General features: G+C 69.9%; 24 protein-coding genes. 12 read left to right on the top strand and 12 right to left on the bottom strand.

Going from position 1 to position 23,761, the window contains the following annotated elements; genetic code table 11:
* The first annotated feature begins 133 nt into the window (after positions 1–133).
* The 5 genes from J2Y46_RS03145 to J2Y46_RS03125 are packed head-to-tail and all read left to right on the top strand — an operon-like array spanning position 134 to position 4,893.
* Positions 134–913, top strand: coding sequence for an ABC transporter ATP-binding protein (locus tag J2Y46_RS03145; RefSeq protein WP_310240156.1), 780 nt, complete (start codon positions 134–136; stop codon positions 911–913).
* A complete protein-coding gene (locus tag J2Y46_RS03140; protein WP_310240155.1) occupies positions 900–1,610 on the top strand; it encodes an ABC transporter ATP-binding protein in 711 nt (236 codons plus the stop codon). Before J2Y46_RS03145 ends, J2Y46_RS03140 begins: the two co-directional genes overlap by 14 nt.
* 2 nt (positions 1,611–1,612) lie before the next feature.
* Positions 1,613–2,494 carry a branched-chain amino acid ABC transporter permease gene (locus J2Y46_RS03135; protein WP_045299244.1) on the top strand — a complete coding sequence of 294 codons (882 nt, stop codon included), beginning with the start codon at positions 1,613–1,615 and terminating at the stop codon, positions 2,492–2,494.
* Entirely contained in the window at positions 2,494–3,603 is a 1,110-nt protein-coding gene (locus tag J2Y46_RS03130) for a branched-chain amino acid ABC transporter permease (protein WP_310240154.1), read from the top strand. The genes J2Y46_RS03135 and J2Y46_RS03130 overlap by 1 nt, the downstream gene beginning before the upstream one ends.
* A 21-nt stretch (positions 3,604–3,624) precedes the next feature.
* The gene (locus J2Y46_RS03125; RefSeq protein ID WP_045299242.1) at positions 3,625–4,893 is read left to right on the top strand and encodes an ABC transporter substrate-binding protein; all 1,269 of its coding nucleotides are present in this window, start codon (positions 3,625–3,627) and stop codon (positions 4,891–4,893) included.
* Positions 4,894–5,039: 146 nt separating this feature from the next.
* On the opposite strand, the gene J2Y46_RS03120 is transcribed toward J2Y46_RS03125, so the two are convergent.
* Positions 5,040–5,699 carry a GntR family transcriptional regulator gene (locus tag J2Y46_RS03120; RefSeq protein ID WP_310240152.1) on the bottom strand — a complete coding sequence of 220 codons (660 nt, stop codon included), beginning with the start codon at positions 5,697–5,699 and terminating at the stop codon, positions 5,040–5,042.
* Between the two features lie 207 nt (positions 5,700–5,906).
* Between J2Y46_RS03120 and J2Y46_RS03115 the strand changes: the two genes are divergently transcribed.
* Positions 5,907–7,403, top strand: a complete 1,497-nt coding sequence (locus J2Y46_RS03115; protein WP_310240150.1) for an aldehyde dehydrogenase family protein — start codon at positions 5,907–5,909, stop codon at positions 7,401–7,403.
* 145 nt (positions 7,404–7,548) lie between these two features.
* Here J2Y46_RS03115 and J2Y46_RS03110 read toward each other — a convergent pair whose 3' ends face one another.
* The 4 genes from J2Y46_RS03110 to J2Y46_RS03095 form a co-directional block, all read right to left on the bottom strand.
* Positions 7,549–8,157, bottom strand: coding sequence for a PadR family transcriptional regulator (locus J2Y46_RS03110; RefSeq protein ID WP_310240148.1), 609 nt, complete (start codon positions 8,155–8,157; stop codon positions 7,549–7,551).
* A 259-nt stretch (positions 8,158–8,416) separates the two neighbouring features.
* Complete coding sequence (locus J2Y46_RS03105; RefSeq protein ID WP_310240147.1) at positions 8,417–9,823, bottom strand: aminomethyl transferase family protein; 1,407 nt, start codon at positions 9,821–9,823, stop codon at positions 8,417–8,419.
* Positions 9,824–9,892: 69 nt separating this feature from the next.
* The gene (purU, locus tag J2Y46_RS03100; protein ID WP_310240145.1) at positions 9,893–10,768 is read right to left on the bottom strand and encodes a formyltetrahydrofolate deformylase; all 876 of its coding nucleotides are present in this window, start codon (positions 10,766–10,768) and stop codon (positions 9,893–9,895) included.
* Positions 10,765–11,586 (bottom strand): methylenetetrahydrofolate reductase, encoded by an 822-nt coding sequence (locus tag J2Y46_RS03095; protein ID WP_396653148.1) that lies wholly within the window; start codon positions 11,584–11,586, stop codon positions 10,765–10,767. Before J2Y46_RS03095 ends, purU begins: the two co-directional genes overlap by 4 nt.
* 411 nt (positions 11,587–11,997) lie before the next feature.
* On the opposite strand from J2Y46_RS03095, the gene J2Y46_RS03090 reads away from it, so the two are divergent.
* The 5 genes from J2Y46_RS03090 to J2Y46_RS03070 all read left to right on the top strand — a co-directional run bounded on the left by J2Y46_RS03090 (position 11,998) and on the right by J2Y46_RS03070 (position 16,395).
* Positions 11,998–12,981: an ABC transporter substrate-binding protein gene (locus tag J2Y46_RS03090; protein WP_310240141.1), complete on the top strand. Its 984-nt coding sequence runs from the start codon at positions 11,998–12,000 to the stop codon at positions 12,979–12,981.
* 94 nt (positions 12,982–13,075) lie between these two features.
* Positions 13,076–13,903 carry an ABC transporter permease gene (locus tag J2Y46_RS03085; protein ID WP_084695555.1) on the top strand — a complete coding sequence of 276 codons (828 nt, stop codon included), beginning with the start codon at positions 13,076–13,078 and terminating at the stop codon, positions 13,901–13,903.
* Positions 13,900–14,724 (top strand): ABC transporter permease, encoded by an 825-nt coding sequence (locus J2Y46_RS03080; protein ID WP_045298688.1) that lies wholly within the window; start codon positions 13,900–13,902, stop codon positions 14,722–14,724. The genes J2Y46_RS03085 and J2Y46_RS03080 overlap by 4 nt, the downstream gene beginning before the upstream one ends.
* Positions 14,717–15,538: an ABC transporter ATP-binding protein gene (locus J2Y46_RS03075; protein ID WP_045298686.1), complete on the top strand. Its 822-nt coding sequence runs from the start codon at positions 14,717–14,719 to the stop codon at positions 15,536–15,538. Before J2Y46_RS03080 ends, J2Y46_RS03075 begins: the two co-directional genes overlap by 8 nt.
* A 2-nt stretch (positions 15,539–15,540) precedes the next feature.
* A complete protein-coding gene (locus J2Y46_RS03070) occupies positions 15,541–16,395 on the top strand; it encodes a PaaX family transcriptional regulator C-terminal domain-containing protein (RefSeq protein ID WP_310240138.1) in 855 nt (284 codons plus the stop codon).
* 12 nt (positions 16,396–16,407) lie between these two features.
* On the opposite strand, the gene J2Y46_RS03065 is transcribed toward J2Y46_RS03070, so the two are convergent.
* From J2Y46_RS03065 to J2Y46_RS03040, 6 genes are all read right to left on the bottom strand, one after another.
* Complete coding sequence (locus J2Y46_RS03065; RefSeq protein ID WP_045298683.1) at positions 16,408–16,869, bottom strand: DUF3237 domain-containing protein; 462 nt, start codon at positions 16,867–16,869, stop codon at positions 16,408–16,410.
* A complete protein-coding gene (locus J2Y46_RS03060; protein WP_045298681.1) occupies positions 16,866–18,389 on the bottom strand; it encodes a long-chain fatty acid--CoA ligase in 1,524 nt (507 codons plus the stop codon). The genes J2Y46_RS03065 and J2Y46_RS03060 overlap by 4 nt, the downstream gene beginning before the upstream one ends.
* A gap of 85 nt (positions 18,390–18,474) precedes the next feature.
* Positions 18,475–18,927, bottom strand: coding sequence for a MaoC family dehydratase (locus J2Y46_RS03055; protein WP_045298679.1), 453 nt, complete (start codon positions 18,925–18,927; stop codon positions 18,475–18,477).
* Positions 18,928–18,947: 20 nt separating this feature from the next.
* Entirely contained in the window at positions 18,948–20,138 is a 1,191-nt protein-coding gene (locus tag J2Y46_RS03050) for an acyl-CoA dehydrogenase family protein (RefSeq protein ID WP_045298677.1), read from the bottom strand.
* Position 20,139: 1 nt separating this feature from the next.
* A complete protein-coding gene (locus tag J2Y46_RS03045; RefSeq protein ID WP_045298675.1) occupies positions 20,140–21,024 on the bottom strand; it encodes an amidohydrolase family protein in 885 nt (294 codons plus the stop codon).
* Complete coding sequence (locus J2Y46_RS03040; RefSeq protein WP_045298673.1) at positions 21,021–21,950, bottom strand: SDR family NAD(P)-dependent oxidoreductase; 930 nt, start codon at positions 21,948–21,950, stop codon at positions 21,021–21,023. Before J2Y46_RS03040 ends, J2Y46_RS03045 begins: the two co-directional genes overlap by 4 nt.
* A 93-nt stretch (positions 21,951–22,043) precedes the next feature.
* Between J2Y46_RS03040 and J2Y46_RS03035 the strand changes: the two genes are divergently transcribed.
* Entirely contained in the window at positions 22,044–22,508 is a 465-nt protein-coding gene (locus tag J2Y46_RS03035; RefSeq protein ID WP_045298671.1) for a MarR family winged helix-turn-helix transcriptional regulator, read from the top strand.
* A gap of 24 nt (positions 22,509–22,532) precedes the next feature.
* Here J2Y46_RS03035 and J2Y46_RS03030 read toward each other — a convergent pair whose 3' ends face one another.
* Positions 22,533–23,759: an MFS transporter gene (locus J2Y46_RS03030; protein WP_310240133.1), complete on the bottom strand. Its 1,227-nt coding sequence runs from the start codon at positions 23,757–23,759 to the stop codon at positions 22,533–22,535.
* Positions 23,760–23,761 lie beyond the last annotated feature (2 nt).

The following is a 23,761-nucleotide window of genomic DNA, read 5'->3' as shown; positions in this document are numbered from 1 at the left end:
TCGCAAGATCACGGTCGCGGAACTTCACACCAAAATCGTTGACAATCTCGCCGTGGATCCGTAGCTTCCCAACCAGGGGAGGACTCGAGTCCCCGACCGACCACGACGACGCGACGATGCGAAAGGTGGAGCCATGGGCGCTCGGCTCGCAGTCCGCGACGTCAGCCTTCAGTTCGGCGGCGTCGAGGTGCTCGAAGACGTGACCTTCACGGTCGAAGCCGGGCAGATCTTCGGTCTCGTCGGGCCCAACGGCGCCGGCAAGACATCGCTGTTCAACTGCGTGAGCGGGCACTACCGGCCGAGCGCCGGCTCGATCACGATCGACGACGACGAGGTGCTCGGCTCGCCGCCCGCCACGCTCGCCCGGCACGGCCTCGCGCGCACCTTCCAGCATCCGGCGCTGCAGCTGCGCGAGACGGTGCTCGAGAACGTGCTGCTCGGCGCCCACTGCCGGCTTCCCGGCGGCGCGGTGGAGTGGTCGCTGCGCCTGCCGCGCACGGTGCGGTCCGAGAAGGCGCTGCGCCGGGAGGCGCTCGACCTCCTCGAGAGCCATGGTCTGGGGTGGGCCGCGAAGACCCGGGCCGACGAGCTCTCCCACGGGCTGCACAAGGGTGTCGAGCTCTGCCGCGCGCTCCTCATGAAGCCGCGGCTGCTCCTCCTCGACGAGCCGGCCGCCGGCCTGCCGCACTCCGAGGTCGAGCAGCTGATCGAGACCGTGCGGCGCGTCCGCGACGACGACATCACGGTCGTGATCGTCGAGCACAACATGGGGCTCATCTCCGCCCTCACCGACCGCGTCGTCGTGCTCGACCACGGGCGAAAGCTCATGGAGGGCTCGGCCGCCGAGGCCCAGTCCGACTCGCGGGTCATCGAGGCCTACCTCGGGAAGGACGCGATCGATGACGCTGCTTGAACTCGCCGACGTCCGAGCGTTCTACGGGCGCGTCCAGGTGCTCGAGGGCGTGTCGCTCACCGTCCCCGAGGGCGGCGCCGTCGGCATCCTCGGAGCCAACGGCGCCGGCAAGACGACGACACTCCGCGCGGTGTCGGGTACCGTGCGCTCGACGGGCACCATCCGCTTCGACGGCAAGGACCTCCGAGGCCTCCGCCCCGACCAGGTCGCCGCGCTGGGCATCGCACACGTGCCCGAGGGGCGAGGCACGCTCTCCGACCTCACGGTGCGCGAGAACCTTCGTGTCGGCGCATACCGCCGCAAGGACGCCAAGGCGATCCGCACCGACGTCGACTACTGCCTCGAGCTCTTCCCGCAGCTCGCGGACCGCATCCGCTCCAACGGGTCCGCGCTGTCGGGAGGAGAGCAGCAGATGCTCGCCATCGCGCGGGCGATCATGGCCCGGCCGCGGCTGCTGCTCCTGGACGAGGCATCCCTCGGTCTCGCTCCCAGCACCGCCAAGGCCGTCTACCAGGCGATCGGGCGGCTGCGCACGGAGTCGGGCATCGCGATGGTCGTGGTGGAGCAGAACGCCAACCTCGCCTTCACCCTCGTCGACAGCGCGACCGTGCTCGAGACGGGGCGCAACGTCCTGACCGGCTCGACCGCGGAGCTCAAGGGCATGGACGAGATCCGCCGCGCGTACCTGGGAGGCTGAGGGTGGGCACGTTCATCCAGCTCGTGATCGACGGACTGTCGACGGGGTCGATCTATGCGGCGCTCGCGCTCGCGATCGTGCTGGTCAACCAGGCCACGGGCCTCATCAACTTCGCGCAGGGCGGCATGGCCGTGCTGTCGGCCTACATCGCATGGGCGCTCAACGGGTTCGGCATCCCGCTCGTGCTGGCGATCCTCATCGCGATCGTCGCGTCGTTCTTCCTCGGTGCACTCATCGAGCGGTACCTCATCCGCCGCTTCGAGCGCGGCGACCCCGACACCGCGGTCGTCGTCACCATCGGCCTGCTCACCCTCATCACGGGCGTGTGCGCGTGGATCTGGACGTACAACAACCGGCTCTTCCCCTCCCTCTTCCCGCTCGAGACGATCAAGGTCGCCGGCGCCGTCATCAGTGTGCGCTCGCTCGGGACGATCCTCGTGATCGTCGCGATCATGATCCTCATGCAGGCGCTGTTCCTCGGCACCAAGCTCGGCCTGGCGCTGCGGGCGGTCGCGATCAATCCGGCCTCCTCGGCGTTCTCGGGCATCAACGTCGGCCGCAGCCTGATGGTCGGCTGGGGGCTCGCCGCCGTGCTGGGCGCCGTCGCCGGCGTCCTCGTCGCCCCGCAGCTGACGCTGACCCCGGGGATGATGGACTCCGCGCTCGTCTATGCGCTCGCGGCCTGCATCCTCGGCGGCCTGACGAGCCCCATCGGCGTCGTCGTCGCGGCATGGCTGATCGGCGTGCTCGAGAACCTCGCGGCCGTCTACATCCCCTTCATCGGACACGACCTCAAGATCGCGGTGCCGTTCATCCTCATCTTCGTCGTGCTCATCGTGCGGCCACAGGGCCTGTTCGGCCGGAAAGCGGTGGTGCGCGTCTGATGGCTTCGACCACGGAGTTCTGGAGTCGCCCCTGGGTGAGGTGGGCGTGGATCGGCCTCGTCGTCGTGCTGCTCGCAGTCGGGCCGCTCATCCTGCCCGAGTTCGCCAACCAGACGATCGCGCGCATCGGCGTCTTCGCCGTCGCGGTGCTCGGACTGAACGTGGTGATGGGCTACACCGGCCAGGTCTCGCTGGGTCAGATCTTCTTCGTCGGTGCGGGCGCCTACGCCACCGCCTTCGGCGTCAACGCGGGCTGGAACATCGCGCTCGTCTTCCTGTTCGCGGGCGTCCTGCCGGCGGTGCTCGGGCTTCTCGTCGCGCTCGCCGCGGCGCGCCTGGGCGGGCTCGCGATCGCGATGGTGACGATCGCGCTCCCCCTGGTGGGCCTCCCGCTCGCCAAGAGGCTGTCGGACTTCACCGGGGGATCGCAGGGCACCTCCGCGCGCTTCTCGGACGCCCCCGAGTGGACAGGCCTGTACGACGACCAGTGGCAGCTGTACATCGTGATCCTCATCGGCGGCATCACATTCCTGCTCACCCGCAACCTCGTGCGCGGCAAATACGGCCGTGCGTTCGCGATCGTGAAGGGCAACGAGGCGGTCGCGGCGTCCATGGGTGTCTCGCCGTACCGCTACAAGGTGCTGGCGTTCACGATCGCCTCGCTCATCGGCGGCGTCAGCGGATTCCTCTACATGGTCGTGATCCAGTACACGTCGCCCGAGACGCTGCACTTCGGCCACTCGATCGAACTGCTCGCGTCGATGGTCATCGGAGGCGCCGGCAGCATCATCGGCTCGCTCCTCGGCGGCGTCTGGTACGTGGTGCTTCCGCAGATCACCAACCTCATCGACCCGAACATCACGGCGATGCTGCAGGGCGCCATCCTCCTCGTCGTGCTCTTCGTCCTCCCTGGCGGCCTCGTCTCGCTGCCGCGGCTGTGGCGGCGCCCCGACCGCGGCTCGGGCTCGCCACGAGGGGCCGCGCCGAACGTGGACGCGAAGCGGACGGATGCCGCGGCATCCGTCGCCGGCGCCTCGGCGGTCGCGGACGCCCTCGGCGGCCCGCCGACGCCCCCATCGACCCCACCACCGTCAACGACACAGTCATAACCCACACAGAGAGGCAGGACCATGAGCACGAACCGCAGGAGGATGCGTGTCGCCTCGGTCGTCGCCGGGATCGGCATCGTCGCCGTCCTCGCCGCCGGCTGCTCGCGCGGCGGCGGAACGCCGAACAGCACCGAAGACGGCGCGGCCGAGGCGAGTCCCGGCATCACCGACAGCTCGATCACGCTCGGCATCACGACGCCGCTGTCGGGACCCACGGCGGGCCCCGGCACGTGCACCGTCGCGGGCATCACCGCCTACTTCGGCGCCAAGAACGCCGACGGGGGGGTGGAGTTCGGCGACGGCAAGACCCGCAAGGTCGAGATCGAAGCGCTCGACGACGAGTACGACCCGCAGAAGGCGAAGGCCAACTACGACCAGCTCAAGAGCAGCGTGTTCGCGATGACTGCCGGCCTCGGCACCCCCACCAACCGCGCGTGGCGCGAAGCGGCGATCGCCGACGAGGTGCCGCAGGCGCTGATCATGACGGGCGATCCGATCTTCAGCGACGCGGAGGAGAGCCCCTGGCAGCTCGGCTTCGTGCCGACCTACCTGAACGAGGGTCAGGCCTTCGGTGAGCTGCTGGCCGGATCGGGTGAAGACCACAAGGTGGCGATCCTGTCGCAGAACGACGACTACGGCGAAGGCTACGTCGAGGGCTTCAAGTCGGGCATCGAGGGCGCCGACAACATCGAGGTCGTGAAGGAGCTCACATATGAGGCCACCGACACATCGGTCGACGCGCAGTTGACCGAACTCGCGGGCTCGGGCGCCGACGTGTTCTTCAACGCGATGTCGATCACCCCGCTGGTGATCTCGTCGCTGCAGAAGACGCAGGAACTCGGCTGGCTGCCCTCGTGGTTCCTGCCGTCGAACACCTCGAGCCCGAGCGCGATCCTCGAGCCGGGTGGCGCGGCCGCGTTCCCCGGTGTCTACACCGTCGCCTTCGCGCAGTCGGCGGCGGCACCCACGTTCGCCGACAGCGAAGAGGGCGCCGCATTCCTGTCGGAGCTCAAGGAGTTCGGGAACTACCCCGACCCGCCGGCCTTCCCGCACTGCGTCTGGTCGTACCAGGTCGGCGCGACGCTGGAGCAGGTCTTCGCGAAGATGACCGAGCCGACGCGCGCCGACTTCATGGAACAGCTGCGCACGATCTCGGGCTACACCGCACCGCTCATGCTCGAGGGCTCGACGGTCGACACGACCGTCGACGGCCAGCCGGCCGTCTCGACCGTGCAGGTGCAGAAGTACAACGGCAAGGGCTACGCCCCGGCCGAATCCTGGGACGAATGACCTGAGCGGGGCGAGGGGGCGGGCGGAGGCATCCGTCCGCCCCTTCGCCGTTGCCGAGAAACCGCGATCGCACCGCGGAACCATGCCCGCGGTGGTGGTTCAGCGCGTTCGTGGCCTCTCGCGTGCGACGGAGCGAGGACGGTGCCTCACTCCATGCCGTGCAGCACCTCGACGATGCCCGACAGGTGGGCGCGGGTGGCGGCTTCGGCGGCGTCGGGGTCCTTCGAGAGGATCGCGTCGATGATCGCGATGTGCTCGGGGGCGGACGTCGCGGCGCGGCCGGGGTGGAAGGCGAGACGGAACTGGTGACGGGCCGACTGAGCGCGCAGGCGCTCGAGCAGCTGGGTCGCGGTGCCGTGGCGGCTGAGGTCTCGGATGCGGCGGTCGAGCTCCTGGTTGAGGCGCGAGTACGCCATCAGGTCGCCGGATCCGATCGCGGCCTCGATGTCGGCGCGCAGCGCCCGCAGCTGGTCGGCGTCGGCGGGGGTGAGGTTCTCGGCCGCCTTGCGGGCGCACAGCGTCTCGAGGCCGACGCGCACCTCGACGATCTCGATCGCCTCGTCGACGGTGATGGCCCGCACGCGCGCACCGCGGTTGGGGAGGCGCTCGACGAGGCCTTCGCCGGCGAGGTTCAGCAGAGCCGTGCGCACGGAGGCCCGCGAAGCGCCGTAGCGCTCGCTGAGATCGGCCTCGATGAGGCGCTGATGCGGCGCGAACTGCGCTTCGAGGATCGCCTCGCGGATCACCTGCGTCAGGTCGGGACGCTCGATCGTCTCGTCGTCGCTCAGCACTGCAGCATCCGTCATCTCGGCCAACCTCCTTCGGCGCCTTCATCCGTGCACTGACACTATCTCGCGTGGCGCCGATCGACGCGAAGAATCTCATACGAAATCCGCGCGAAAATCGTCGACAATCTTGATTCAGGCGCATGGGAGAGGCACGCTGGGAGAGGTGTCGATCCGCGCCGACCCGAGGCGGATCCACGTTGGACAACACGGAGAGGTGGACGTTCCATGGGCGAGACGGCGATGGGGACTGCGGTCCGGACGGGCCTGTTCATCGGAGGTGAGGAGCGCTTCACCGACGACGTGCTGACGATCCCCGACCCCGGCAAGCCGGGCGCGGTCGTGGGTGAGGCCGCGGCCGCGACGGAATCGGATGTGAAGGATGCCGTCGCCGCGGCGAAGAAGGCCTTCCCGGCGTGGGCGGCGCTCACACCGCAGGAGCGCGCCGCCCAGATGGCCGCCGCGATCGCGGGCATCGCCGACGACCGCGACGAGGACGCCGCGATCCTGTCGCAGGAGAACGGCAAGATCCGCATGGAGGCCTGGATCGACGGCCTCGTGTTCGAGATCCGCTGGAACCTCGCGCTCATGCTCGCCGACGAGGTCGACGCCTCCAAGACGCTGCCCCCGATCCCCGGGGCGATCCCGGTCTCGACCGACGTGACGTACCAGCCCCTCGGGGTCGTCACGGTGATCGTGCCGTTCAACTGGCCGATCGCGATCCTCGGCGCCGCCCTGCCGCACGCCCTGCTGGCGGGCAACACCGCGATCGTGAAGCCGCCGCCCTCGGCGCCGCTCGCGACGACCCGTGTCGTGCAGCGCGTGGCCGAGAAGCTGCCGCCCGGCGTGCTCAACGTCGTGACCGGACGCGACCAGGACATGGCCGGCCTCATCCAGAACCCCGACATCGCGAAGGTGTGCTTCACGGGCAGCGTCAACGGCGGCAAGCGGATCATGGAGATGGCGTCGAAGACCCTCACCCGGGTCACGCTCGAGCTCGGCGGCAACGACGCGGCGGTGTTCCTCGACGACGCGATCCTCGACGATGCCCACCTCGACCGGCTGTACGCGGCGATCTACGACACCACCGGTCAGATCTGCATGAACGCCAAGCGCGTGTTCGTGCACCGCTCGCGGGTCGACGAGCTCGTGGCGGGACTCACGGCCCGGCTCGAGGCGGCACGGCTGGGCTACGGGCTCGACGAGGGCACCACGATGGGCCCCCTGCACCAGCCGGCCCAGAAGGCGTTCGTCGACGAGATCATCCAGGAGGCGAAGGATGCCGGCGCCGACGTCCGCGAATTCGGCGAGCTTCCCGGCGGCGACCTGGCCGGCGGCAACTTCGTTCGGCCCGCGATCGTGGTCGACCCTGGTCTCGACCTGCGCGTGGTCACTCAGGAGCAGTTCGGTCCGGTCATCCCGGTGATCCCGTTCGACGACGAGGCCGAGGCCGTGCGCCTCGCCAATGACACGTGGGGCGGCCTGTGCGGCTCGGTGTGGACGGGCTCGCCCGAGGCCGCGCAGCGGGTCGGCTCGCAGCTGGAGTGCGGCTACGTCTGGGTCAACGACCACGGCGCGACGCGCCTCGACCTGCGCGCCCCGTTCGGCGGGATGAAGCAGTCCGGGTTCGGTCGCGAGCAGGGGATCGAGGGCGTCCGCGCCTTCCAGGACACCCGCTCGATCGCGACCCTCGACCCGGAGGTGCTGGCCTCGATGGCCCACTGACCTGATTCGGGTTCGGCTCTGAGCCGTCTTCCGGGTGCGGGGAGCGATTCGTCCCGTTGGGGTGCGCAATCCGCGCCCCAACGGACGGGATGCGCCCCAGGCCCGGGACGGGGCCCCGTGGACGCCGGTCGGGTCCGCGACCGGATCAGGACCCGGTCGCTGAGTTCGTCGCGACGCCGTCGAGGCGGTCGACGAGCTCCAGGCCGCGGCGGGCCCAGGCGATCTCGCCGTGTGCGCGCTCGACGAGGCCTTCGTAGGCGAAGCGCTTGTAGGCGATGGTGCGCTCGCGGTCGGCATCCGCCGTGACTGCGAGGCGCCGGACTAGCATGGGGTTGGCGACCGCGTCGATGCGCTCGAGCTCGCCCTCCCACTGCGCCAGCTCGCCCTCCCACTGGGCGATGTGCCGCTCGAGGAACGCGCGCGATTCCTCCGGCGTCGCGGTCTCGAGATAGGCAGCGCGCAGGTGCGCGGGGTCGCGCACCCTCTGGTAGTCGAGGGGGGAGGCCATCCAGGCGAGGAAAGCCCGGTCGCCGGCATCCGTCACGTGGTACATGCGGCGCGTGCCGCGCTCGCCGCGGGTCTGCTCCTCGCCCTCGATCAGGCCGAGCTCCTCCATCTTGCGCAGCTCAGGGTAGATCTGGGAGTCGGGCGCGTGCCACACGTGACCGACCGACTGGTGGAACTGCTTCTGCAGGTCGTAGCCCGACAGGGGGCCGACGCGCAGGATCGCCAGCAGCGCGTAGCGCAGACTCATCGCATTCTCTCCCTTGTCGCCCTTCTCGCCCTTCTCGCCCGAGGGTAGCGGCCCATCCCCGCGAGAATTCATCTGACGGCCGAGACCATGGGTGAAAACCGCTGTCTCGGCCGTCAGATGGATTCTCGCGGGCGGGGCCGGGGGCCGGGGGCGAGGGGCGGAGCGGGGGGCGAGCGGGGGGGGGGGGGCGAGCGGGGGTGGTGGGGGAAACGGGGGGAGGGGACCGCCCGGCCGGACGGGCCCCTCGCGGCCGGACGGGTCAGGCCGGCTGGTACTGCGTGCGCCAGCCGCCGTGATAGGTCTGGCGGGCGACCGTGGAGTACGGCACGGGCGAGACCACGGCGCGCACCTCGAGCTGCTGGTGCGGCTCGACGGAGGCCTTCGTGGTGCCGCCGTTCGGCTCGCCCCACACGACCGTCACCTCGGCGCCCTCGGGCACGTCGGGGTTCACCGTGGCGAGCGAGAGGGCGCGCTTCTCGTTTGCGCTGTAGCCGGTGAACATCGAGAAGCCGACGACGTTGCCGTCGGCATCCGTCACCGAGTCGTAGTTCGCCGAGCCGTAGTTCGCCAGCGGCAGGTCGAAGAACTTGTAGCTGTCGCCCTCGGTGTCCAAGAGCGAAGCGAAGATCTTCGTGACGTCCTCGGCGTTCCAGGCGAGGGTGACCTTCCGGCGCTGGGTCTCGGGGTCGACCTGTTCGAGGGCGTCGCGGCCGATGAAGTCGTGGTCGAACTTCACGAACGAGCCGTACCCGAGCTCCCACGGGGTCAGGTAGTAGTCCGAGATGTCGTCCGACACGAAGGACCCTGCGAGCGTGCCGGTCGCCTCGTAGCTGTCGACGCCGAGCCACTCGCGGTAGCCGCGCTCGGCCTCGCCCGAGTAGATCGCCGGCAGCGGCGAGGGGATCCAGCCCGATTCCAGCGTGTTCGACGGGTACGCCCGCGAGCCGACCGGGACGAGGCCGAACTCGGCGCCCGCCTCGACGATGATGTCGCGCACGCGGTGGTGGTCCTCGTAGGGGCCCCACACCTCGAGGCCGGGGGCGCCGGCCATGCCGTGGCGAAGGGTGCGGACATTCGCGCCGCCGATCTGCATCTCGGACATGCTGAAGAACTTCAGCTGCTCGAGCGGGCCGCCGTTGAGCTTCTCGATGACGTTCCACGCCGCCGGACCCTGGATCTGGAACCGGTAGTACCGGCGGCTGACCGCGTCGCCGTACGGGCGCGAGGGCGAGCGACGGTCGACGGTGATGTCGAGGTCCGAGTACCCGCCGGTCTCGCCGTGGTACAGCAGCCAGTTCGACGCGGGCGCGCGGCCGACGTAGACGTACTCGTCCTCCGCCTCGTGGAAGAGGATGCCGTCACCGATGACATGGCCCGACGCGGTCGTCGGCACATACTGCTTGGCGCGGTTCACCGGGAAGGTCGCGACGGAGTTGATCGCCGTGTCGGAGATCAGCTTGATCGCGTCGGAGCCCTTGAGGAACACATTGTCCATATGGTGCGACTGGTCGTAGAGCACGGCGGCGTCACGCCACGCGCGCTGTTCCTTGATCCAGTTCTGGAAGTCCGCGGGGACCACCGGGTAGATGTACGAGCCGATCTGCGAGTTGCGCAGCATCTCAACGGCGTTCTGGCCGTCGAGCAGCTCCTGCAGATTCTTCGCCATGGGGAACCTCTCTGTTCATGGGATGGAGTTCAGCGGAGACGGATGCCTCGGCGCGAGGCATCCGTTCGATCATGTGAAGACGATGGTGTGGTTGCCGTGACGGATGACGCGGTCCTCGGCGTGCCACTGGACGGCGCGGGAGAGCACCGCGCGCTCGACGTACGCGCCCCGGGCCTGCAGGTCACCGGCCGTCATGGCGTGGGTGACGCGGGCGACGTCCTGCTCGATGATGGGCCCCTCGTCGAGGTCTTCGGTGACGTAGTGGCTGGTCGCGCCGATGAGCTTGACGCCTCGTTCCTTCGCCTTGCGGTAGGGCGCCGCGCCGATGAAGGCGGGCAGGAACGAGTGGTGGATGTTGATCACCGGCACCCCCACCCCGTCGAGGAACGAGTCGGAGAGGATCTGCATGTAGCGGGCCAGCACGACGAAGTCGACGTTCCCCTTGAGCAGCTCGACGATCTTCGCCTCGGCGGCGGACTTGTCGGGTCCCTGCGAGGGGACGTGGAAGAACGGGATGCCGAAGCTGCGGACATCCTCGGCGGTGTTGGTGTGGTTCGAGATCACCATCGGGATGGTGACGGGCAGCTCGCCGCGGCGGTGGCGCCACAGCAGCTCGAGCAGGCAGTGGTCGCTGGTGGAGGCGAGGATCGCCATGCGCTTGGGGATGGACTGGTCGGTGATCCGCCACTGCAGGCCCAGCGGGCCGAGCGTCTCGTCGAGATCGGCCTCGATGGCAGGCAGGGCGGCCTGCAGGTCGGGCCGGTGGAACACCACCCGCTGGAAGAACTCGCCGCCCTCGGGGTTGTCGGAGTACTGGTCGAGCGTGACGATGTTGCCTTCGTTGCGGGCGACCAGCGCGGTGACGGCCGCCACGATGCCCGAGCGGTCGGGCCCGTGCACGATCAGGCACGCATGGTCGCGCCGCACATCGAGGTGGGTCGTCATCGACGAGCCCCCGAGGACTGCGCCGCGACGAACTCGCGCGCCCAGTTGCTCGTCGCGGCGAGGCCGCCGAACGTGTAGAAGTGCAGCTTCACGTCGCCCGAGCCCGGGTCGTCGGCGAGCAGCGTGGCGAGGTCCGACACGAAGCGGTCGGGTCCGGCCGTGCCCATGAGGTTCGTGAGCGAGAAGCCGTACTTCTTCACGATCATGGCGTTCGCTCCGATGCCGAAGCGGCGGGCGAAGCCGAGCAGTCGCTTGATGCCGGCGGGGCCGGGGGTGCCGATGCGGATCGGCGTGTCGATCCCGCGGGCGCGCACCGCGTCGATCCACGTCATGACAGGATCCGTGTCGAACGCGAACTGCGTCAGGATCACCGCATCCAATCCCTGCTGCGCGAGCGCGAGCGCCTTCTCGTCGAGATGGCTCCACAGCACGTCGTCGGAGATGTCGGGGTGGCCCTCCGGGTAGCCGGCGATCGAGACCTCGCGCACGCCGAACCTCTGGAGCACGCCCGAACGGATCACGGTGAGTGAGTCCGGGTAGGGGCCCTCGGGCTCGGCCGGGTCGCCGCCCACGGCGAAGACGTGCTCGGTGGCGCCGACCTCCTGGAGCCGGCCGAGGAACTCCTCGAGCTCGTCCTGCGAGCGCAGGCGGCGGGCCGAGAGGTGGGGGACCGGCACGAAGCCCATCTCCTTGACCGCCTTGGCGGCCGCGACGCGCATCTCGAGGTCCTCGTTTCCGAGGAACGTCACGTTGATCTTCGTCCCCTGCGGGATCAGCTCGCGCGCCTCCTCGAGTCCGGCGATGTCCTTGCCGGTCATCTCGAGCGAGAAGCCGTTCACGAGCGAGGCGGCTTGCGGGGAGACGGGGATCGAATGAGCCACTGTCGAGGTCCTTTCCTCTGCCGGGATGCGTCGCTGCACCGGCTGGATCCGAGAATACCTATGACCATAGGTAATGGCAATAGGCACGCTGTGCGTGCGCCTCCATCCTGCGGGGCGGCGTGCGTGGCCTCCTGCGCGGCTTCCATTGGCCGGACATCATCGCCTCCGGCTTTCTCGGCATGCGTCGCATTGTTCACGAGTTTCGTGACGGGCGTCACGGAAGCATTGACAATCGATCCGACGTGGCGCACCATGACATGTGTCCGGCACGCCGCGGTGAGGACTCCGACTCTTGGGACGGAACCCGGGCCGCCGGCACAACCCGCATCTGCCACGAGAGGCCCGTCAATGAAGAAGAGTCTTGCCACCATCGGCGTGCTCGCCGCCGCCGCGATCGCGCTGAGCGGCTGCACCGATTCCGCCGCCGGCCCGTCCTCGAGCCCGACCGACGACAGCGCGTCGGGCGAGCTCACCGCCGTCCGCGTCGCCGCGCTCCCCATCGCCGAGACCGGCGCGCTGTGGGCCGCGATCGACGAGGGCATCTTCGAAGACCACGGCCTCGAGGTCGAGGTGGTCCCCGCGCAGGGCGGCGCCAACGCCATCCCGGCGCTCATCAGCGGCGACATCCAGTTCGCCATCGGCCAGCCGTTCGGTCCGATCCGCGCCGACCAGCAGGATCTCGGCGTCGTGATCGTCGGCAACTACGCGAACAGCCTCGCCGACGGCGACGACGTCAACGCCGTCGTCGCGCTCGGCGACTCCGGCATCATGCGCCCCGCCGACCTCGCGGGCAAGAAGGTGTCGGTCAACACGATCGGCGCCGCCGGCGACCTCACGATCCGCAAGGCCGTGGCGGACGACGGCGGCGACCCCTCGACGATCGAGTTCGTCGAGGTCGCCTTCCCCGACGTGCCGGCGCAGCTCGAGGCGGGCACGATGGATGCCGCGTGGGCGCCTGACCCGTTCCGGGGGATGATCCTCGGCGAGGGCGGTGTCTCGGTCGTGCAGCCGTACCAGGCGACCATCCCGGGGCTGTCGGTGCTCACGAACATCACGACGCAGGCGCTCCTCGATGAGGACCCCGACCTCGTCGCAGCGTACTCGGCGGCGATGGCGGAGGCGCTCGAGTGGGCCTCCGGCAACGAGGAGGCCGTGCGTGCCGCGATCGCGACGAACCTCGAGATCCCCGAGGAGGCGGCGGCGGGCATCACCCTCCCGACCTTCACGTGGGACCTCGCCGACGCCGGCATCGAGGACCTCGGCGCGCTGGCCGTCGAGTACGCGTATATCGACGCGGAACCCGACTACGACCGCCTGCTCCAGCAGCAGTAGCCACGCGACGAGAGGGTGACGGATGCCTCGCCCTGAGGCATCCGTCCTCCTCCCGCCCTCTTTGTCCTTCATCCGCATCGTCGATCGGATTCACATGGCCACCGCCGCCGCCGTGCCCGCCCCCGTGAGGCGGAGCCCGCGACAGCTGCGCACGCTGCGAAAGCTCGCGCTCGGCGTCGCCGGCATCCTCGGATTCCTGGTGACGTGGCAACTGCTGCCCACCTTGGGCCTCGTCGACCCGCGCTACTTCCCTACGGCGACGGAGACCCTCGCCCAGCTCGGGCAGGAGATGCGCGACCTGGAGTTCTGGCGCAACGTCGGGCGCACGCTGACGGCCTGGGGCATCGGCCTCGTGATCGCGACGGTGCTCGCCACGGTGCTCGGCACCGTCATCGGGCTCGTGCCGTTCCTGCGTCGCGCGACCCACACCACCGTCGAGTTCCTGCGGCCGATTCCGTCGGTCGCCCTCATTCCGCTCGCGGTGCTGCTGTACGGCTACCAGCTGCAGGCCGCGCTCATCATCATCGTGTTCGCGAGCTTCTGGCAGGTCTTCATCCAGGTCCTCTACGGCGTAGCCGATGTCGACGCCGTCGCCCGCGACACCGCGCGCAGCTTCGGGCTGTCGCGCGGCTCGCGCATCGTGAACCTCGTGCTCCCCACGGCCCTCCCGTATCTCATGACCGGCCTGCGCCTGGCTGCTGCGGTCGCGCTGATCCTCGCGATCACGGCGGAGATGTTCATCGGAAACCCGGGACTCGGTCGTGAGATCGTGTTCGCGCAGTCGGCGGGCAACTGGCCGGTCGTCTATGCGCTCGTGATCGTCACGGGCCTGCTGGGGCTGCTCATCAACCTGGTGTTCCGCGCGATCGAGCGCCGCTCCCTGGCGTGGCATCAATCGGTGCGAGGAGAGGAAGTGTTGTGACCCTCTACACGAGCACCGTCGTCACGCCCCGCCCCCGCTCGCGCGTCTGGGCGAAGATCGGCGAGAACACGGCGTACGCGATCGGTCTGCCGCTCATCCTCGTGGTGATCTGGGGAATCTGGGCGACCGTCGCCCCGGCGCAGTTCTTCCCCTCGCCCGCTGAGCTCCTCGAGGCGTTCGTCGACACGTGGATCGGGCCGGCTTTCGTCACCGACGTGCTGCCCAGCCTCGGTCGTCTCGCCATCGGCATCGTGCTCTCGATCGTGGTCGGCGTCGTCGCAGGCACGCTGATCGGCCTGAACCGCTGGCTGCGGGAGCTGCTCGAGCCGATGCTCGAGTTCTTCCGTGCCGTGCCGCCGCCCGTGCTCCTTCCGATCGCGGTCGTGCTGATGGGACCGACGGACGCCATGAAGATCGTCGTGATCGTGATCGGGTCGGTGTGGCCGATCCTCCTCAACACGATCGAGGGCGTGCGCTCCACCGATTCGGTCATGACCGAGACGGCCCGTTCGTTCGCGCTGACGCGAGGGGAGCGGCTGCGCTATCTGGTGCTGCCCGCGGCGAGCCCTCGCATCATGGCAGGCGTACGCCAATCGCTGTCGATCGCGCTGATCCTCATGGTCATCTCCGAGCTCGGCTACTCGTCGTCGGGTCTCGGCTATCAGATCGTCTTCTTCCAGCGCAATTACCTCATCGCCGAGATGTGGAGCGGCATCCTGCTGCTCGGCCTCATCGGTATCCTGCTCGCGGCGATCTTCGGTCTCGTCGAGCGACGCGTGCTGCGCTGGTATCACGGAATCAAGGAGGTGGAGCGTGCCTGACTCGCTTCGAACAGCACAGACGCTCTTGAACGTCGAGCACCTGCGCAAGGTCTACGAGTCGTCGACCGGGAACGTCGAGGCGATCGGCGACATCGGATTCCGGATGGATGCCGGTGAGTTGGTGTGCATCGTCGGCCCCTCGGGGTGCGGCAAGACGACGCTGCTGAAGTGCATCGCGGGACTGCTCAAGCCGACGTCGGGCGTCGTGGAGCTCGGCGGGCGGCGGGTCACCGCTCCGCCGCCGAACATGGCCTTGGTCTTCCAGGAGTACGGGCGCAGCCTGTACCCGTGGCTGACGGTGCGCGGCAACGTCGAGCTGCCCCTCAAGCACAAGAAGCTGTCGCGCACCGACCGCGATCGTCTCATCGACGATGCGCTCGTCGCGGTGGGCCTCGACCATGCCGCGAAGAGCTATCCGTGGCAGCTGTCCGGGGGCATGCAGCAGCGCGTGGCGATCGCGCGCGCTGTGGCCTACCAGCCCGAGGTGCTCATCATGGACGAGCCGTTCGCCGCCGTCGACGCGCAGACGCGCGCCGACCTCGAGGATCTGGTGCGGGCGCTGCACCGCGAGCGCGGCATGTCGATCCTGTTCGTGACGCACGACATCGACGAGTCGGTGTACCTCGGCGAGCGGGTGATCGTGCTGTCGAAGTCTCCCACGTGGGTGCAGGAGGACCTCGCGATCGACCTCGCGCCCGAGCGCGACCAGATCACGACGCGGGCGCTGCCCCGGTTCACCGAGCTGCGCACGCACGTGTACGAGCAGATTCAGCGCGCGAAGCGCGGCGAGGCCGTCCGACCGGAGGCCGCGTGAGCGTGGCTAACGTACGCGCGACATCGCCGGCGGCGGGAGCGTCGCTCCTCGAGACGTCGGTGCTGACGCGCAAGCCGCGGCAGCTGCTGCTGGCGTTCTTCGGCGAGTTCGTGTGCGACCGCTACTTCGAGCCGTTACGGGCCAGCGTGCTGATCGGCACGCTCGAGAGTGCGGGCGTTGCCGCCTCGGCGGTGCGGACCAACCTCGATCGCATGGTCGAGAGCGGACTCCTCGAGCGCCGGCGTCTCGGGCGTGAGATCGGATTCGAGCTGACATCGCACGGCAGCGAGGTGCTGCGCGAGGCGTCCGGCCGCGTCAACGGCCCGGCTCCGTTCGAGCCGCAGGGCGAGGGCTGGACCCTCGTGACCTTCACCGTTCCCGAGCACCTGCGCGACCTCCGGCACCGGCTGCGCGCGACACTCACCTGGTCGGGGTTCGCAGTGCTGCGCGACGGACTGTGGATCGCGCCCGGTGCGGTGGACTTGGCCGCTGCGCTCGAGGCGATCATCCCGGAGCTGCCCCCGGCATCCGTCAATGCCTTCTCGGCGACGGAGCTCGCCGGCTTCCCGATGGCCGAGACGGTGCGCGTCGCCTGGGACATCGAGGGCATCCGCGCCGCCCACGACGAGTTCATCGAGCACTGGGAGGGGGAGGACGCCGCCGCCGACTTGCCTGCCGTCACGGCGCGGACGCTCCTCGTGGCCGACTGGCTCGCACTGCTGCGCGCCGACCCGCGGCTGCCGCGGCAGTACATGGGCGATGACTGGCCCGCCGACCGCTCCGCCGAGCTCTTCACCCGGCGGCACCGGGAGTTCGCGTTCCCGGCCGTTCGCGATTTCGCGGGACTCGTCGACTGAGACCCGGCCGCGCTAGGTCACGCGGTAGGCCACGTACTGCACGCGGTGCGCCTCGCGGATGTACGAGGCGAGATAGACCGACCGTTCGAACTCGGGATGCGCGGCCGACTCGAGCGTGAGCGCGGCGCGGAAGTAGTAGTCGGCGGGATCGACGTCCTCGCCGCGCAGGAGCGCGTCGAGCACCGCCGGGTCGCCGCTGCGCACACCCCGGGCGCGGATGTAGAGAAGCGACCCGTCGTCGCCGCGCGCGCTGTAGCGCCCGTCGATCTCGACCGATCCATCGGCGCGAACGGTCTGCCAGTCGGCGCCGCCGGAGAGGATCGTGCCGGTGAAGTCGCCGGTGATCGTGCCGCCGACCACCGGGATGACGCGGCGGTGGCCGGCACGCGTCATGCCGTGGTCTTCGAGCGGGCCGAGGTCGGCGACGACCTCGAACGCGCGTTCCAGCGAAGGCACCGGCGGTTCGTGCGTCATCGGCTCTCCCCGTAGCGGGCGCGGAGGTCCGCCTTGCGCACCTTGCCCGAGGCGGTGCGGGGCAGATCCTCGACGACGACGACGTTCTTGGGCAGCTTGTAGCGCGCGAGCAGGCCGTCGAGGTGCGCGCGGACGATCTCGGTGTCGACTTCGGCGCCCTCGCGGAGTGTGACGACGGCCCACGGGACCTCCCCCCAGCGCTCGTCGGGAACGCCGACGACGGCCACGCCCGAGATGCCCTCGATGTCGGCGATGAGGTTCTCGACCTCGGCGGGGTAGATGTTCTCGCCTCCCGAGATGATCATGTCCTTCAGCCGATCTGAGATGTAGAGGTAGCCGTCGGCGTCGAGGTAGCCGAGATCGCCCGAGCGGAACCATCCGTCCGCGGTGAAGGCGGATGCGCTGGCCTCGGGCAGTCCGTGGTACCCGAGGAAGACGTTGGGACCCGCGACCTCGATCTCACCCACGGTTCCCCGCGGCACGACGTCGCCGTGCTCATCGGTGATGCGGACTTCGGTGAAGAAGTGAGGCAGTCCCACGCTGCCCTGCTTCACTCGGGTCATCGCGGGCGAGAGCGATGTCGCGCCGGGGGAGGTCTCGGTCATGCCGTACCCCTGCGAGAACGACAGTCCCCGCTCCTCGTATGCGTTGAGGATGCGGGTGGGCACGGCGGACCCGCCGCAGGTGAGCTTGCGCAGGGTCGAGAGGTCGGTGGACGCCCACGAGGGGTGGTCGGCCATCAGCTGGTAGGTCGTCGGGACGCCGCTGAGCATCGTGATGCCGCGCTCCTGGATGAGCGCCAGCGCGCGGCCCGGCTCGAAGCCCTTCTCGAGCACCAGCGTCGCGCCCTTCAGGAGCACCGGAAGCGCGCCCATGCCGAGTGAGGCGACGTGGAAGAGCGGCGAGATCATGAGCGACACGTCGGTCGAGACCACGTCGTAGTCGACGATGCAGTTGAGCGCGACCCACGTGAGGTTGCCGTGGGTGAGCACGGCGCCCTTCGGCCTGCCGGTGGTGCCCGACGTGTAGACGATGGCGGCCGGGTCGTCGAGGTCGACGTCGGCGACGGTGTGGCCGCCGGGTGCGGTGGCGGTGAGCCGCGCGAGACCGGGGTGCTCGGCAAGGCCCTCGCCCGTGACGATGACGTGAGCGATCCGGCCGGCTTCCACGCCCGGCATCGCCCGCTCGAGGAACTCCGGGTCGAGCACCACGGCCCGCGCCGCGGAGTCGACCAGCAGGTGCTGCACCTCGGGGGCGGCCAGACGGGTGTTGACCGGCACGAACACCGCCCCGAGCTGCGCGGCGCCGAACATCACCTCGAGGAACTGCGGGCTGTTCTCGCCGATGTACGCGACGGCGTCGCCGCGACGGATGCCGCGGTGCCAGAGCACGGCGGCGACGCGGTCGGCGGCGTCCGCCAGCTCTCGGTACGTCAGCTCGTGGTCGCCGAAGACGACGGCGGTCTTGTCGGGGTCCTTCAGGCGCCGTTTCGCGAGCCAGAACCCGATCCCCTTGTGCATCGTTGCGGTGTCCTCTCCCTCGAGGAGTCTGTCGGGTCCTCGAGCCGGTCGAAGGGCGCTTCGACCAGCTCGGCGACCGCGGAGGTCAGGCGTAGAAGCGGTAGAGGCCGCGTGCGACGAGGGCGGGCTTGCCCCCGCCCTCGATCTCGATGGTCTGGTCGACGGCGAACTGGTAGCCGCCGGGGATCTCCGTGACCTCGGCGATGACGGCCCCGCCGCGCACGCGCGCGCCGACCTTCACCGGCGACACGAACCTCACCTTGTCGAGGCCGTAGTTGACCCGCGTGGTCACGCCGGTGACATCGAACAGCTCGGACCAGAACTTCACGGTCAGCGACAGCGACAGGAAGCCGTGCGCGATGGCGCCGCCGAACGGGCCCTCGGCCGCGCGCTCGGGGTCGACGTGGATCCACTGGTGGTCGTCGGTGGCGTCGGCGAAGAGGTTCACGCGCTCCTGCGTGACCTCGAGCCACTCGGTCCAGCCGAGATCGGTCCCGGCGAGTCCTGCGACGCCGGCGTAGTCGACGGTGGTGGTCATGGGTTCTCCTTCGATGGGTTTCAGGTGAAGGCCGAGGCGCCCGTGAGGGCGCGGCCGACGATGAGGGCGTTGATCTCGTGCGTGCCCTCGTACGAGTACACGGCTTCGGCGTCGGCGAAGAAGCGGGCGGCGTCGTGCTCCAGCAGGATGCCGTTGCCGCCGAGCACCTCCCGCCCGAGCGCGACGGTCTCGCGCGCGAGGCGGGCCGTCTGCAGCTTGGCGAGCGCGGAGTTCTCGTCGGCGTACTCGCCGCGGTCCTGCCGCAGCGACAGCTGCACGACCATCGACAGCGAGGCGACGACGTTGCCGAGCATGCGCGCGAGCTTCTCCTGCACGAGCTGGAACCCGCCGACAGGCCGCTCGAACTGGTGCCGCTCGCGCACGTAGCGCACCGCCGCGTCGAGCGCACCCGCCTGGAGTCCGGCGGCGATCCACGCGACGTCCGATCGCATCGCCCGCAGGATCCGCGCCACGTCGCGCCAGCCGTTGACGTTCTGGAGGCGGGACGCGTCGGAGACCCGCACGCCGTCGAGCGTGATCACGGCGTTCTGCATGGGGCGCAGGGCGATCTTGCCGCCGATCGCCTCGAGTCGCACGCCGGCCGCACCGGTGGGCGCCAGGAACGCCTTGACCGCGTGGTCGTCGACGTCGCGGGCGAACACGACGAGCACATCGGATGCCGCGGCCCCGCCGATCCACTTCTTTCGGCCATCGAGCACCCACGCGTCGCCTTCGCGGCGCGCGGTGGTGGCGAGTCCGCCTGCGATGTCGGACCCATGCTCGGGCTCGGTCAGCGCGAAGACGCCCTTCAGGTCGAAGCTGCGCACGCGCGGATCCAGCTCCTCCGCTTGCGCGGGCGACCCGCCGAGCCCGATCGAGGTGCGGAAGAGACCCGACTGCGCGTTGTAGAGCGTCGCCACCGACACGTCGGTGCGTGCCAGCACGTAGTTGCGGAACCCGGAGTACACACTCGACGCCGCCTCCGCGGCATCCACCCCCGCCGGCTGCATGAGGTCGAGTGGGATGAGGGCTTCCAGCACCTCGCGCGGCATGGTCGCGGTCTCCCACGCCTCCGCGAGGAGCGGACGGATGCTGCTCTCCAGCGTCTGCTGCAGACCCCCGAGCGCCGCCCGCGCGGCGGGGCTCAGATGCGCGGCCGCGATCGCGTACGGGTCGAACCCGAATGTCGCATCCGCCTCGAGCGCGGGCATGTCAGCCCGCCAGTCCCAGCAGCCGCGCCGCGTTGTCCTTCAGGATGCCGGGCATGACCTCGGGCTTGAGGGCGGTCTGCTCCGCGTCGCGGAGCCAGCGGTCGGGGGTGAGCAGCGGGAAGTCCGATCCGAACAGCACCCGGCTCCTGAGGTACGAGTTCGCGGCGCGCACGAGCGACTCGGGGAAGTACTTCGGGCTCCAGCCCGACAGGTCGATCCACGTGTTGTGCTTGTGGGTCGCGACGGAGAGGGCCTCGTCCTGCCAGGGCACCGACGGGTGGGCCATGATGATCTGCAGCTCGGGGAAGCGGGCCGCGACCGGGTCGAGCAGCATGGGGTTCGACAAGGCCAACAGCAGGCCGCGCCCGCCGGGCAGGCCCGCGCCGATGCCGGTCTGACCGGTGTGGAAGAGCGCGACGACTCCGGCGTCCTGCAGGGTCTCGTACAGCGGGGAGTGCGCGGGGTCGGACGGATCGAAGCCCTGCACCGTGGGGTGGAACTTGAAGCCCCGCACGCCGTGGTCCTCGATGAGGCGGCGGGCGTCGTCGACGGCAGTCGGCACGAGCGGGTCCACCGAGCCGAAGGGGATGAGCACGTCGTTGTTGCGCGCGGCACCCTCGGCGATGTCGGCGCTGGAGATGGGCGCGTGCCCGAAGTTCGTGCGTGCGTCGACGGTGAAGACGACGGCCGCCATGCGGCGCTCGCGGTAGTAAGCGGCCACGCCGTCGAGGTCGGGGTTCGGCCCGTCGGAGCTGAAGTACTTCGCCGCGGCGTCGCGCAGGTCATCGGGCAGCGACGAGTGCCCGTGGTGGTCGACCTCGATGTGCACGTGCACGTCGATCGCGGTGATCGCGTCGAGGTCGATCGCGGGTTCGTAGCGGGTCACGAGCGCTGCAGCTCCTCGGGCAGCGGCGGGAACTTCTCGCCCACCGACTGGAGGGGGCCCGCCGCGTCGGCGAAACCGGTCGCGAGGTCGTCGTACGACCAGCCGCCGTCGCGGTAGGCGGTGGCGACGGCGTCGGGGTGCGACCACAGCTGAAGGCGGTCGCCGCCGATGCCGATGGCCTGGCCGGTGACGGCGGCCGCGGCATCCGATGCGAGGAAGGCGATGAGACCCGCGACGTCCTCCGACGTGCCGAACCCGAGGTCGTGGCGGAAGAACGCGGGCATCGGCTCGCCCGCAGCGTCGGCCTCGACAGCGGCGGCGAAGTAGGGCACGGTCGCGGTCATCGCCGTTGCGGCGACAGGGATCACGGCGTTCGCGGTGATGCCGGCCCGCTTCAGCTCGAGCGCCCAGGTGCGCACCATGCCGACGATGCCGGCCTTGGCTGCCGCGTAGTTGGTCTGGCCGAAGTTGCCGCGCTGGCCGGTGGGGGAGCCGATGCAGATGATGCGGCCGGCGACTTCGTTCTCGCGCATCCAGCTCGCGGCTTCGCGCACGCAGGTGAACGTGCCGCGCAGGTGCACGTTGATGACGGTGTCGAAGTCGTCGTCGCTCATCTTCCACAGCACGGTGTCACGCAGGACGCCCGCGTTCGTGACGAGGATGTCGAGCCCGCCGAACGTGTCGACAGCGGTGCGGACCAGCTCCTGCGCCGTCGCGGTGGGGCCGACCGGCAGGGCCACGGCGACCGCGCGGCCGCCTTCCGCCTCGATGGTGGCGACCGCCTCGGCGGCGGTGGCCTCGTCGACGTCGTTGACCACGACGGCGGCGCCCTGGCGAGCGAGTTCCTGGGCGTAGGCGAGGCCGAGGCCGCGGCCCGAGCCGGTGACGATGGCGACCTTGCCGTCGAGCGGTGCGTGCGATGACATGCGTGAACTCCTTCGTGTCGGATCCATTGAAGACCCAACTGTTGAGAAAGTCAATCATTCCGTTCATCCATGAATTGGACTACCATCTTGGGCATGCCCCACACCGCTGACCCCATCGCCCCGGAGGGGCTGCGGGCGTCGGTGCTGACCGACGACGTGAGCTTCCTGCTCGCGCGTGCGAACGCCGTCGCGCTCGCCGCGGGCAACGCCGCGCTCGCCGAGCACGGGCTGAAGGCGCGCTCGTACTCGGTGCTGGTGCTGACGTCGGGCGAGGCCAGGCCGTCGCAGCGTGAGCTCGCCGAGTTCCTCCGGCTCGACCCGAGCCAGGTCGTCAGCCTCGTGGACGAGCTTCAGTCGCGCGGCCTCGTCGAACGCAAGCCCGATCCGGCGGACCGGCGCGCCAACGTCGTCGTCGCGACCGACGCCGGGCAGGCACTCGTCGGCCAGGCGCGGGAGTCGGCCCGGGCGGCCGAAGAGCGCGTGCACGCCGACCTGTCGGAATCGGAACGCGCGACGCTCGCCACGCTGCTGCGCGCGGTCGCCTTCCCGTCCGACTGACGGCGACCCGCGGCATCCGTCCGGCTAGCGACGTTCGAGCACGTACCGGTCGCGACCGGCGAACATGCCTACCACCGTGAGTGCGACGAGCACCGCGAGCACGAGCGCGAGGGACGCCGTCCAGCCGCCTGTGACGCTGTGCAGGGCGCCGAAGGCGACGGGGCCGAGCGCGGCGATGACGTAGCCGACCGACTGCGACATCCCCGACAGGGCCGCTGACGTGTCGTGGTCGCGGGCGCGCTGGGCCATGAGCGTGAGTGACATCGCGAGCGTCGCGCCACCCGTCAGTCCGATGAGGGAGCCCCACACCAGCACGCCGTCGGGCGCGATCATGAGGCCCGCGACGCCGACGACCGCGAGCGACGGGATGAGCGCCGGCGCCCAGCGCTCGAGTCCGCCGCGCAGTGCCAGTGGGAGCAGCAAGCACCCGGCGAGAGAGAACAGCTGGTAGACCATGACGTCGACCCCGGCCACGACCTCGGAGCGTCCGATCGACATCGAGAGCGGGGCGAGCCAGGTCACGAACATATAGAACATGGATGCCTGCAGGCCCATGTATCCGGCGACCAGCCAGGCGATCGGGTCGCGCCAGATGCCGGTGCGCCCGCGCGGTGCCGCGGAGCGGTCGTGCGTGCGGGCTGCCCCGCGGTGCGCCCGCCACCACGCGACGATCGCGAAGGGCAGGAGTGCCCCGCCCGTGACGAGCAGCGCGAAGCGCCAGCCCGCCGGATCCCCGCCGACCTCGATGTGCGAGATCGGCACGACCACACCCGACGAGACGGCGCCGAGACCGGCGAGCAGCGCGGTGTAGGCCGCGGTGACGGCGGGGACGTGGCCGGAGAACTCGCGCTTGACCACGGCGGGCATGAGCACGTTGACGATGGCGATCCCGATGCCGATGATCGCCGTGCCGATCCACAGGCTCACCACCGGGCCCGGGATCGAGCGCACGAGCGTGCCGACGAGCAGCACCAGCAGTGAACAGAGGAGAACCCGCGGCTGGCCGAAGCGGCGGCTCAGGTCGTGCGCGAGCGGAGAGAACAGCGCCCACGCGACGAGCGGCACCGCGGCGAGCAGGCCCAGCGCCGAGACCGACATGCCGGTGTCAGCGCCGATCTGGTCGAGCAGCGGCCCGAGGCCCGTGATCGCCGGCCGCATGTTCGCCGCGACCAGGCACACGGCCGCGAGGAGCATCAGGGCCGAGGCGGTGCGCGGCGGCTCGGGTGGTGCGGTCCGGGGCGGTGAGGCCATAG

Source organism: Microbacterium sp. BE35, assembly GCF_031457705.1.
Lineage (GTDB): Bacteria > Actinomycetota > Actinomycetes > Actinomycetales > Microbacteriaceae > Microbacterium > Microbacterium trichothecenolyticum.
The sequence above is the reverse complement of the archived record's forward strand: the minus strand, read 5'-3'. Positions and strand labels throughout refer to the sequence as shown.